Annotated in this window: 13 protein-coding genes; 5 read left to right on the top strand and 8 right to left on the bottom strand. The window is 35.8% G+C overall.

What is annotated here, in order from left to right:
• Positions 1-45 precede the first annotated feature (45 nt).
• Positions 46-273: a DUF1090 family protein gene (locus A6M14_RS04715; RefSeq protein ID WP_152873862.1), complete on the top strand. Its 228-nt coding sequence runs from the start codon at positions 46-48 to the stop codon at positions 271-273.
• 143 nt (positions 274-416) lie between these two features.
• Here the strand turns inward: A6M14_RS04715 and A6M14_RS04720 are convergent, their stop codons facing one another.
• Positions 417-869 (bottom strand): acyl-CoA thioesterase, encoded by a 453-nt coding sequence (locus A6M14_RS04720; protein ID WP_152873863.1) that lies wholly within the window; start codon positions 867-869, stop codon positions 417-419.
• Positions 870-981: 112 nt separating this feature from the next.
• On the bottom strand, positions 982-2367 hold the full coding sequence (locus A6M14_RS04725) for a Do family serine endopeptidase (protein ID WP_152873864.1): 1386 nt from the start codon (positions 2365-2367) through the stop codon (positions 982-984).
• Positions 2368-2594: 227 nt separating this feature from the next.
• Between A6M14_RS04725 and nadB the strand changes: the two genes are divergently transcribed.
• The gene (nadB, locus tag A6M14_RS04730; RefSeq protein ID WP_152873865.1) at positions 2595-4229 is read left to right on the top strand and encodes an L-aspartate oxidase; all 1635 of its coding nucleotides are present in this window, start codon (positions 2595-2597) and stop codon (positions 4227-4229) included.
• A 63-nt stretch (positions 4230-4292) separates the two neighbouring features.
• Here nadB and A6M14_RS04735 read toward each other — a convergent pair whose 3' ends face one another.
• The 6 genes from A6M14_RS04735 to pabC form a co-directional block, all read right to left on the bottom strand.
• The gene (locus A6M14_RS04735; protein WP_152873866.1) at positions 4293-5159 is read right to left on the bottom strand and encodes an arginase family protein; all 867 of its coding nucleotides are present in this window, start codon (positions 5157-5159) and stop codon (positions 4293-4295) included.
• A gap of 12 nt (positions 5160-5171) precedes the next feature.
• On the bottom strand, positions 5172-6140 hold the full coding sequence (locus A6M14_RS04740) for a hypothetical protein (protein WP_152873867.1): 969 nt from the start codon (positions 6138-6140) through the stop codon (positions 5172-5174).
• Positions 6141-6233: 93 nt separating this feature from the next.
• The gene (locus tag A6M14_RS04745; RefSeq protein ID WP_152873868.1) at positions 6234-6647 is read right to left on the bottom strand and encodes a PaaI family thioesterase; all 414 of its coding nucleotides are present in this window, start codon (positions 6645-6647) and stop codon (positions 6234-6236) included.
• A gap of 72 nt (positions 6648-6719) precedes the next feature.
• Positions 6720-7325 (bottom strand): dTMP kinase, encoded by a 606-nt coding sequence (tmk, locus tag A6M14_RS04750; RefSeq protein ID WP_152873869.1) that lies wholly within the window; start codon positions 7323-7325, stop codon positions 6720-6722.
• A 9-nt stretch (positions 7326-7334) separates the two neighbouring features.
• Positions 7335-8390 (bottom strand): endolytic transglycosylase MltG, encoded by a 1056-nt coding sequence (gene mltG, locus A6M14_RS04755; RefSeq protein WP_152873870.1) that lies wholly within the window; start codon positions 8388-8390, stop codon positions 7335-7337.
• Between the two features lies 1 nt (position 8391).
• Positions 8392-9204 carry an aminodeoxychorismate lyase gene (gene pabC / locus A6M14_RS04760; protein WP_152873871.1) on the bottom strand — a complete coding sequence of 271 codons (813 nt, stop codon included), beginning with the start codon at positions 9202-9204 and terminating at the stop codon, positions 8392-8394.
• 163 nt (positions 9205-9367) lie between these two features.
• Here pabC and A6M14_RS04765 point away from each other — a divergent pair, with 163 nt between their 5' ends.
• The 3 genes from A6M14_RS04765 to A6M14_RS04775 all read left to right on the top strand — a co-directional run bounded on the left by A6M14_RS04765 (position 9368) and on the right by A6M14_RS04775 (position 12209).
• The gene (locus tag A6M14_RS04765; RefSeq protein ID WP_152873872.1) at positions 9368-10378 is read left to right on the top strand and encodes a sulfate ABC transporter substrate-binding protein; all 1011 of its coding nucleotides are present in this window, start codon (positions 9368-9370) and stop codon (positions 10376-10378) included.
• 184 nt (positions 10379-10562) lie between these two features.
• Entirely contained in the window at positions 10563-11576 is a 1014-nt protein-coding gene (locus A6M14_RS04770) for a sulfate ABC transporter substrate-binding protein (protein WP_152873873.1), read from the top strand.
• 24 nt (positions 11577-11600) lie between these two features.
• Positions 11601-12209 (top strand): alpha/beta hydrolase, encoded by a 609-nt coding sequence (locus tag A6M14_RS04775; protein ID WP_152873874.1) that lies wholly within the window; start codon positions 11601-11603, stop codon positions 12207-12209.
• Positions 12210-12254: the final 45 nt, after the last annotated feature.

Genomic DNA, 12254 nt, shown 5'->3' on the forward strand with positions numbered 1-12254 from the left:
CTAAATTTATTTTTTATCTTTTGTTTAGTTTTTTAGGGTTATAACATGTTGTTCAAATCATTATTTATTCTCTCTTTTTCTTTAATTTCTTTTCAGGCATTTGCCCACGATTACAAGTCTTGTCAAATTAAAAAAGAAAAACTACAGCAACAAATTGCTCATGCGAAAAAACACAATAATGCACATAGAGTAAAAGGTTTAGAAAAAGCACTCGCTCGTGTAGGGCAACAGTGTGCGCAAATTAAATCGAATAAATCATCACATCCAAAGTAATTCTTTTTTAATTATTCATTTTAATAAAATTAAGCCTGTATGGAATATGAAAATACTCTTTCCATACAGGTTCACTAGAGATTAATTCTGTTTCAACACACCAAAAATTTCAATACAGATATCTAAATACTTTATTCAAAATTTTATTTCATATTATATTCAGAAAAATCGAAAGGATCTTTTTCATCAGAGATAGGCTGATATGCTTGTGTAAATGTCGGCGACATTCTTTTCGGTCTGCCCGTTTCTATTTCAATACATGCCCACTTAGTATTCCCTACAAACAACAAAGCCTTGTCCGATGGACGATAAAAAGCATATTGTCTAAATAAATATAAAGAATTAATTTCATTGAGCCACGTTCTTAAAACAATGGTTTCCCCTTCAAATGCCGCTTTGCGATATTGCACATGGTGTTCAACTGCGACCATAGCATGTTTGAGTTCGATATATTGTTTTAAGCCCAAACCTAATTCTTCGATATGTGCCGATGCAACATCTTGCATCCATTGCACATACATCACATTATTGACGTGACCTAATATATCAATATGTTCTGGCATTACCTTCAATGTTAAATCAAAAATAGTACTCATTATCTTCCTTCAATTTTTATTGCCATAACATATCCCTAAGTCTAACCAAATATCATCACAGATTAAAAACAAAAAACCGCTCTGATCGAACGGTTTTTATTAAGTGACAATTTTATTGAATACGAACACCCACAATTGCACGTTGTCCATCACGAATAATAGTCATACGTACAACATTATTTTTTTTGAACTGAGCAATAGTTTCTACAAATTCAGCTGCATTTTTTACATCACGACTATTCACCTGAACAATTACATCACCTGGAAGTAAGCGTGCTTGTGCTGCTGCACCACCACGTAATACATCTTGAAGTAAAACACCACCTTTAGTGGCTAAACGGCTTTGCTCTTGTGGCGTTAAATCACGAATACTTACACCTAATACAGGACCTTTATTTTGTGCATTTCCTGCTTTATTTTTAGCAGGTGTGTCATCAGGTGCTGTTGATAATTGTGCTGAAATATTTTGACGTTTGTCATCACGTAATACTTCAAACTGAACCGATTGACCCGGAACAAGTCGGTTTAAATAACTAAACAATTCAACTGTTCTTAAAATTGGCGTGCCATTAATTTTTAAAATCACATCACCCGATTTTAAACCTGCTTTTTCCGCAGGAGAGTTCGGTGAAATTTGTGTAATAAGCGAACCTTCAGGTTTTGGTAGTTTATAAGATTCTGCCAAATCACGGTCAATATCCTGCAAACTTAAACCTAAATAAGCACGTGTCACCTTACCGTTTTTCTTTAATTGATCTGCTACATCCATCGCAACATCAATTGGAATGGAAAATGAAAGCCCCATATAACCACCCGTACCACTAAAGATACGTGAGTTCACACCAACTACTTCACCTTTTTGGTTAAATAAAGGACCACCCGAATTCCCTGGGTTTAAAGCCACATCGGTTTGAATAAATGGAACAGAGGTTTCCCCTGTCATATTACGCATTTTTGCACTCACAATACCCGCCGATGCTGAATACTCAAATCCAAATGGCGAACCAATGGCAAGTACAGGCTCACCTACTCTTAAGGTATCAACATTTCCTGTTTTAAGTTCAGGGAAATTATTCCCAGATACTTTCAGTAAAGCGACATCTGTACGTTCATCACTTCCTACCACAGTCGCATCGAGTTCACGGCGGTCATTCAAAACTACAGTCACTTTAGATGCATTTTCTACAACGTGATGATTCGTCAGTAGATAACCATCTTTACCTATAAAAAATGCGCTACCAAAACCTGTTTTTTCTTGTGGTGCTTTTTGCTGAGGAATAATAATTTGATTACCAAAGAATCGACGTAAAATTTCAGGAACTTGTTGTTGCATGAGCTCTTCTTGAGTCATTTTTTTTACAACATTTACGCTAACAACCGCTGGGCTAACATTTTCCACCAAATTAGAAAAATCGACTGGTGCTCCTGCATTTGTTTGTACTGCTACCATCGTAAAAACAGCAGCATAGATTCCTTTTTTTAATTCATTCGTCTTCATATTAAATGGTCACTCGACTGGTTATTTAGATGTTATAGACAATTATTATCACAAAGAAATATATTCTTACGTAATAAAATGTTTCTTTATATGTTTTATAAACAATAACTTAAATATTCCTTAAATTTTCAAAACACATCATTTTATTTCATAATTTAAAACTAAATTGCACTTGTATTTTTGTATAAAAAGCGTTCTGATGTTCGGACTTTTCTCAAAATTAGCTAATGGATATGCCTAATTTAGATACGTTACATCAATTTGATGTGATTATTGTGGGGAGTGGCGGTGCTGGCTTAACGCTTGCTTTATCTTTGCCACAACATTTTAAAATTGCGGTTTTAGCAAAATCATCTTTGACAGATGCAAGCACCTATTATGCTCAAGGTGGTGTTGCAGCAGTATTAGATCAAACAGATTCTATTGAACAACATATCAATGACACCATGATTGCAGGTTCATTTTTATGTGAAAAAGAAGCAGTTCAACAAACTGTTGAAGGTGGTCAAGCCTCTGTCGATTTTCTATTAAAACAAGGTGTTCAATTTACCTTGGATGATCAAGAGCAACTGCATTTAACTCGTGAAGGCGGTCATTCTCAACGTCGGATTATTCATGCTGCCGATGCCACAGGAAAGGCGATTTCAACCACACTGGTTGAACGTACTAAAGAAAAACAAAACATCCAAATATTTGAAAACTTTGTGGCGATTGATTTAATCACATCACAAAAATTAGGTTCAAACGAAGCAAATAAAGCTTTGGGTTTATATGCCTTAGATGAAAATACAGATCTTGTTCATACCTTTTTAGCACCATTTACCGCACTCGCTTGTGGCGGTGCAATGCGCGCTTATTTACATACATCTAACCCAGACATTGCCACGGGCGATGGTATTGCAATAGCATATCGTGCAGGCTGTCGTGTCGCAAATATGGAGTTTAATCAATTCCATCCAACCTGTTTATACCATCCTCAAGCACGTTCATTTTTAATTACAGAAGCAATGCGTGGTGAAGGTGCATATTTACGCCTGCCAGATGGTGAGCGCTTCATGTTACGTTTTGATGATCGTGCTGAACTTGCACCACGAGACATTGTCGCAAGAACCATTGATTATGAAATTAAGCGTTTAGGTATTCGTCATGTTTGGCTCGATATTACGCATAAACCCAAAGCGTTTATTCAAGAACATTTCCCGACTTTATACGAACGTCTTTTAGAACTTGGCATTGATATCACCAAAGATATGATCCCTGTTGTTCCCGCTGCACATTATACCTGTGGTGGTGTAATGGTTGATGAACACAGCCAAACCGATATTTCAGGCTTATATGCAATAGGTGAAACATCATATACAGGTTTACATGGTGCTAACCGAATGGCAAGTAACTCACTTTTAGAATGCTTTGTTTATGGCATGAGTGCAGCCAAACACATTCAAGCTAATTTCAAAGCTGACGACCAATCGCCTGCTGTTCCTGCTTGGGATGATTCACAAGTCACCCATCCAGATGAAGATGTGGTTATTTTGCAAAACTGGGATGAACTTCGCCAAACCATGTGGAATTACGTGGGCATTGTTCGTACCAACAAGCGTTTAGAACGTGCTTTACACCGTATTGAAATGCTGAAACATGAAATTTCAGAGTATTACCAAGATTATAAAGTCAGTAAAAACTTAATTGAACTGCGTAATTTGGTACTTGTTTCAGAAATGATTGTTCGATGCGCCATGCAACGCAAAGAATCTAGAGGTTTACATTACACCTTAGATTATCCTGATCAAATGGATGATTTACAGCGCACGGTTCTTAGCCCACCTAATTTTAATACGCAGCAAGAAAACATTCTTTCTTAAAACAAAAGGAGCAATAAATATATTGCTCCTTTTTTTATTTCTATCATTATTTATCTCTATCGTTTAATAGTAAATCATATACGCCATTTCAAAGGTTTTAAGATGCAACGGTACTAAATCGGGTAAGGCTTGATATCCACCTGCTAAAACAAAGAACAATGGAATTTTATGTTTTTTTGCCAAACTAAAAACCAGTTCATCTCGTTTTTCAATCGATTCTGTTGTTAACCACGGCGAACCAAAAGGGTCATTTTGATGACAATCCATACCCGCTTGATAAATCATTAAATCTGCATTCCAATCTAAAGCTTTTTGAAAGGCTTCATAAATTGCCATGGTGTATTGAGCAAAGTTACCTTTATTTTTATGAATCACACGCGATTCTGAGCGCGAATTTCCTGTTATTCCTAAAGGATCACCATGAATCGAAAAGTTAAATAAGTTATCAAATTGTGCCGCAAAATCTGTTGTTCCATCCCCTACATGCTGATCACAATCGAGCACAAAAATATTTTTATTCGGATATTTTTTTGCAACCAATGCCAAACCATTAAACGTACAAAATGAACCACCATATGCATAAGTTGCATGATGAAAACCTTGTGCAATATTTGCCGATATTCCATGCTCGAATGCTAACTCAGCCGCTAATATTTGCCCCGAATTAATATGTAAAACTGCATCTCTGAATTGCTCATTCCACGGTTTAAAACCTGCCATGGTCGCTAGTTTTACAGGCTCACCTGTTAAAACGGCATTTACATATTTTTCATCATGTAATTCATAAAATACGGATTGATCGATTAACTTGGTTTCATGGAGTTTCACATATTCAAACTTAGAAAGTTCTTCTGCAACCGCAGATAATTTTTCCATGCTATTGGTATGTGTTTTCGCAACATATAATGGTGAATAACAAACATGTAACATGGTTACTCCTCCTTATATTTGCGCCTGCGCAACATTTAATAATTGAGTCAGTTCGGTCGTGCCTGGACTATACAAACCATTGGCAACTTGTTGCTTATAATGTGTTGAAAATGCCCTTTTTCGGTTCTCGGGTGAAATTGCCAATGTGGTTAATCTTAAAAACCAAAAACCATTCAACGCTGTATAGGGAATAACATAACCTTTGAATTGTTTATTTGGTCTTTTATTTGCAATTTGCGAAATATCATAATCAAGAGAAAACAAAGAACCTGCGGGAACACGTACACCATTCATCAGCAAGGTTTGTAAACTGATACAGGAATGATTATCCCCCATATTCATTTTTTCAATGAGAAGTGGCTGCTCTTTTTCATCGACAATAATATTAATTTCACCCTGTCTAAGCACCGAACCATGTGCAATTTTTAAGAAAAAGTTTTCAGCCATTGGGCAAGAACCTACTTTAGGTTTTTCCGCCAATGTTTTTAATTCAACCATATGATTTTGTTCAGCTGTTTGAGGTAAAACAACATCAATGATCATTTGGCAAAGAATCTGACTTTCTTCAAGCTGGACTTTATCCGTAATTGCTCTTAGCGCAGTTTGAAAGTCTATTTCTTCTTTTAAACTTCGAACAAAATCATCATCACTTTTATGATTTGTTAAAAAATGATTGATACTTGGGTTTATATCTAAATTTCGCCAACTTGAAATTTCTACAGGATAAAGTGATTTTCGATCTAAAATTTTCTTTATATTTTTCCATGAATATTCATGAAATAGTTTTAAGTCAATAAACTCATTTTCCAGTCGTGGTTGATTGATATATTCTGCAAGTAAACGTGTCGATTGCGTATAGCCACAGCCTCGTCTTTCGGTTTGATGACTATAATGTTCATTCAGCATTTCCTTTAACTTTTCAGATAATGGATACACCTGATTTTGAAAAGCTTTCACTAACTCATGATCGTTTGCTTGCATCGTTATTCCATTTCTATATTTAATTTTATTTATTAAAGAAATTTTTATTTATAAACAACTTAGCACTCTTTTTTAATTTGAACAATTTTTATTCTATTTTTTAGGGGTGGAATAGGTTGCTGTTACATGTGCAACAGGATCATCCATACCTACAGAATAAATCCAAACCTCCCCGACAATTAAACTTCGCCCCACTTTAATTAAACGACACTCACCTTTTAGGTCTTTATCACCAACAGGCTTACGTAAAAAATTGATATTTAAATTGGTTGTTACCGCTAAGGCAACAATACCTATTTCACCTAAAATTGCGACATAAAGTGCTAAATCTGCAAGTGTCATCATGGTTGGGCCTGAAATCGTTCCACCCGGTCTGAGCTGTTGATGATCGATCTTATAAATTAATTTTGAGCCTTGGGCAAAAACATCTTCAATTTCACAATGTTCTAAGCTTTGTGGAAAATCGCGTTTTAAAAATTCAATAATTTCCGTTTTATTACTTTTCATCTTTATAAAAAAATCCCTTATAGAGCATTTACTATAAGGGATTTAATGAAACATATTGATATTAAAATTTGACTATGCAGATTTTAAATATGCCAAAGCTTGTTCAAATACTTGATCGGGTGTTTGCGTTGCATCTAAACGTTTAATTCGTTCAGGATGTCGTTCTGCTAATGTTGCATATCCTGCTCTTACTTTCTCAAAGAAAGTAACTTTCTCTTGTTCAAAACGATCTAATGCACCACGTTCACGAGCACGTGCCATTCCTATTTCAATGGGTGCATCTAACCAAAATGTAAAGTCAGGCATACGCGTCACGAAATTTTCATTCAAAAGCGCAAGTTTTTCTTGGCTTAAACCACGACCTGCACATTGATAAGCAAAACTTGCATCGGTAAAGCGATCACACAGTACCGTTTTTCCTGCATTTAACGCAGGCATAACCACTAAATCTAAATGCTGTGCACGAGCTGCATACATCAACAAAAGCTCAGTGTCATTACACATTTTTTCTTCGTGATTCACAGACAATAATAGCGAACGAATTTGTTCTGCCATTGGTGTTCCACCTGGTTCACGTGTAAGAATCACATCTTTATTTTGCTGTTCTAAATATTCATAAATACGACGAATTAAGGTCGTTTTACCGACACCTTCTGTCCCTTCAAAACTAATAAACATCTTTACTCCTTATTTTTTAGATCTGATGACAGCCAGATATTCTTGAACCGCACGATTATGGTCGTCTAAATTACTTGTGAATTTGTGACCACCATTTCCTGTCGCCACAAAATAAATATTGTTTGAATTATCAGGATGCAACACCGCTTCAATGGCTTTCTTACTTGGTAAAGCAATTGGCGTTGGTGGCAAACCATTAATTCGATAAGTATTGTAAGGTGTCATGGTTCTTAAATCATCACGGGTAATTTTCCCTTGATAACGTTCACCCATACCATAAATAACAGTCGGATCTGTTTGTAAACGCATGCCTAATTTTAAGCGACGCTCAAAGACACCTGAAACCTGTTCAAGTTCGCTATCTACATTGGTTTCTTTTTCAATAATTGAAGCCATAATTAAGACTTCATATTTATCTTTATAAGGTAAATCGTTATCTCGTTGTTCCCAAGCCTCATCCAAAGCTTTCATTTGACGCTTATACAAATCCAATAAAATAGTCTTATCAGACTCGCCTTTATCATAGAAATACGTATCTGGCGCAAACAAACCTTCAGGATGATCAAACGGAATATCTAAGGCTTTTAAAATTTCAGCATTCGATAAATGACTGACATCTTTTTTCACCAAAGGATTTTTTCTTAAAGATTTAATTAAATCTTTAAATGTTGTGCCTTCAATAACTTGAACTCGATTCATGTCAGCATTATCAATATTGGAAATCATATCCAATACTTGGCGCACACTCATGCCTTGGCGAATTTCATAAACACCTGCTTTTAACGTGTCATGAATCATCAATTTCTGATAAAGCTTCAGCACAATTGGAAAGCTCACTTTGCCTTCTTGAGCCAAACGATCAATATAACCTGAATAGGTATCACCTGAACTAATCACAAGTCGTTGTTTAGGCGCATCTACAGGATAATTTTTGAATAAACTACTCCACAGCACACCCACCACAACAACGGCACAAATCACCAATGTCGTTAAAATGGTTTTAGATGAAAAAGTAGATGACTGCTTTTTCGTTTTCTTTTTAGCTTTTGGCTTAGGACTAGACATATTAGCGAATCTGATTCAGTTTAAGATGGTGAAATAAATCAATACAGTCCTGAGTATTTAAGCATTCAGAATTAATTTCTGTCGCTATTTTCATTGGACTTAATGCATTGCAAAAAAACAGACTTTGAATGTTTTTAATTTCATTCTGATCTATAAGACGTTGCTCGCAAGCAATTCCATGTTGTTGCATGCGCTGAAGAATTTCCGTGCGCATAATACCATGAACGCCATTATAGCGAAGTTCGGGTGTTAGCCACGTGTTGTTTATTCGCACAAAGCAATTACTACTAACCCCCTCAACCACAGATCCTTGAATATCGACAACTAAGGCTTCTACCCAGTTTTTTTCATCAGCTTCTTTTTTTAATAATACTTGTTCTAAACGGTTTAAGCTTTTAAGCCCGACCAAATTTGGCATGCTTAAACCAATAGCTTGACTTAAAACACCAACCTCAATCATTCCATATTGAAAATCGGCAATTGTTTTAGGATAAAAATAAAACCATAAATCTGCATCATGCTCAGGCAAACTGTAACCACGCTGCCCCTCACCACGACTAATAATGATTTTTATTGTGCCATTTAAATTGCCATGTTCTTGCTTCAGTACATCTATCGTTTTTTGAATAAGCCTTAAATCGATACTTAAATTTAACTTTTCACAAGCATGTTTTAAACGTTCTACATGTAAATGTTCTAGTTCTATACGATTATTTCGAATACGCCCCGTACTAAAACAACCATCCCCATAATGAAATGCGCGATCTAGCAATGAGATATCCAAAATTTCTTCAGCATTTTTAAAACATTGCATATAGCGTATATCCTATGGATTTCTAAACGGTTTAGAAATGAATAACTCATTTCTTATTCATATTAATTCACATCAAATTCTTTTTTTATTATTTTTTTTGCAAAAAAACTAAAGCTATTCTTGCTCAACCTTTACAAAATATTCAAATAAATTTGAGGAAAACATGAGCATTACAAATAAATTTAAACTAGGCGTTCTTGCTGCACTTGTATCAGCAACAGCTTTTAGTGCATCTGCAAAAGACTTCCTAAATGTATCTTATGACCCAACACGTGAGTTATACGATAATTTTAACAAAGAATTTAGCGCATATTGGAAAAAACAAACAGGTCAAGATATCAATTTTAAACAATCGCATGGTGGTTCAGGCAAACAAGCTCGTGCCGTAATTGATGGTTTAGACGCAGATGTTGTGACTTTAGCTTTAGCAGCAGATATTGATGAAATTGCTGAACGTGGTTTAGTTGCAAAAGATTGGCAGAAAAAGTTTCCACAAAACTCAACACCATATACATCGACCATTGTATTCCTTGTACGCAAAGGCAACCCAAAAGGCATTAAAGATTGGGGCGATTTAGTTAAGCCTGATGTTGCTATTATTACACCAAACCCGAAAACTTCAGGTGGTGCGCGTTGGAACTATTTAGCGGCTTGGGCTTGGGCAAAACATCAAAAAGGTGGTAACGACAAAACAGCTCAAGAATTTGTTCGTAAAATTTATCAAAATACAAAAGTGTTAGATTCTGGTGCACGCGGTGCAACAACAACATTTGCTGAACGTGGCATTGGTGATGTATTACTTGCATGGGAAAATGAAGCGCATTTAGCAACACGCGAACAACCAGGTAAATTCGAGATCATTACCCCATCACTTTCAATTTTAGCTGAACCACCTGTTGCCATTGTCGACAAAAATGCGAAAAAAGATGGTAATGAGAATTTAGCAAAAGCATATTTGAACTATTTATATTCACCTGCTGGGCAAACAGTTGCTGCGAAAAACTTCTATCGTCCGCGTAATGCAGCTGTTTTGGCTAAATACACAAATGTGTTTAAGCCACTCAAACTTGTGACCATTGATAAAGAGTTTGGCGGTTGGACAAAAGTACAAAAAGCACACTTCGATAATGGCGGTGTATTCGATCAAATCGTAAAAGAAAACAGCTCGAAATAACGCTATAAATTATTTTAACAACAATTCAAATGCATTGGTTTTGTTCGTAAAGCCAGTGCATTTTTTTTGACAACCATCTTAGCTTTTTTATTCATATAAAATTCATTTTTTATTATTTTTTTTGCATAAAGAAAATCGCTATTCTGCACACATGTTTCAAAACATTAATAATATTGAGGTTGGCATGAGTGTTTCATCTAAATTAAAGCTTGGGCTTCTTGCTGCAGTAATTTCTGCAACATCATTTTCAGTTGTAGCCAAAGATTTCTTAAACGTATCTTATGATCCAACCCGTGAATTATATGAAGACGTAAATAAACAATTTGGAAAATATTGGGAAAGCCGTACAGGTCAAAAAATCAATTTCAAACAATCTCACGGTGGTTCGGGTAAACAAGCTCGTGCTGTTATTGATGGTTTAGATGCTGATGTTGTTACGCTTGCTCTTGCTGCTGACATTGACGTTATTGCTGAAAAAACAAAATTATTACCATTAGATTGGCAAAAGAAACTTCCACAAAATTCAACACCATATACATCAACAATTGTTTTCTTAGTGCGTAAAGGCAACCCTAAAGGCATTAAAGATTGGGGAGATTTAGTAAAACCAAACGTTGGCATTATTACACCTAACCCTAAAACTTCAGGTGGCGCACGTTGGAACTATTTAGCTGCTTGGGCTTGGGCAAAACATCAAACAGGTGGTAATGACAAAACCGCGCAAGAATTCGTGGCTAAAGTTTATAAAAATACAAAAGTGTTAGATTCTGGCGCTCGTGGTTCAACAACAACATTTGCTGAACGTGGTATTGGTGACGTATTACTTGCTTGGGAAAATGAAGCGCATTTAGCGATTCGTGAACAACCAGGTAAGTTTGAAATTGTAACGCCATCACTTTCAATTTTGGCTGAACCACCTGTTGCCATTGTAGATAAAAATGCTGCGAAAAAAGGCAACTTAAACTTAGCTAAAGGTTACTTAAACTACTTGTACTCACCTGCAGGTCAAGACATTGCCGCACGTAATTTTTATCGTCCACGTAATGCGACCACTTTAGCAAAATACAAAAACACCTTTAAACCGCTCAAACTTGTGACCATTGATCAAGAATTTGGTGGTTGGGACAAAGTACAAAAAGCACACTTCGAAAATGGTGGTGTGTTTGACCAAATCGTAAAAGCAAATAGCGCTAAATAGTGCGCTGAATAAGGGAGCAAGATCATGACACATACCGTAATTGTTCCGGGTGTTGGTGGTAGTGAATACAATCATTGGCAATCTATATTACAAAGACAAATCATGTCATCTTGTTCTCGCGTTCAACAAAAAAATTGGAACTTACCCATCTTAAAAGATTGGGTTGCTGAATTTGTTAAAACTGTGACACCTATTCAAGGTGATATTCAGATTGTTGCTCATAGTTTTGGTTGTTTAACGACAGTTGCCGCTTTAGCGCAGCATCCTGAGCTAAATAGCAAAGTGAAAAATTTAGTGTTAGTTGCACCTGCAAACCCTGCTCGTTTTGGAGATGCAGGATTTGCTCGAGATAGCCAAAATGACTATCTCGCTTATTTTCACCAACTAGAAATACATGCGCCAACACATTTAATAATTAGCGAAAATGATCCGTGGTTAGATTTTCAAGATGCATTGCAATTGGCTGAATCTTGGAAATTAGATCCAATCAACTTAGGTCAAGTTGGACATATTAATGTTGCATCAGGTTTTGGTTCTTTTCCTGAGTTATCGAACTATTTAATTTCAGATAAGCCATCGAAACATATCAATATTTCTGATGTAAGCAAGTATTTTTTTAAATTTGCTATTTGACGTCTGCAAACTATGCTTGTTTTCAATTTATTTATTTCACTGACT

The organism is Acinetobacter portensis, from assembly GCF_009372215.1.
GTDB lineage: Bacteria > Pseudomonadota > Gammaproteobacteria > Pseudomonadales > Moraxellaceae > Acinetobacter > Acinetobacter portensis.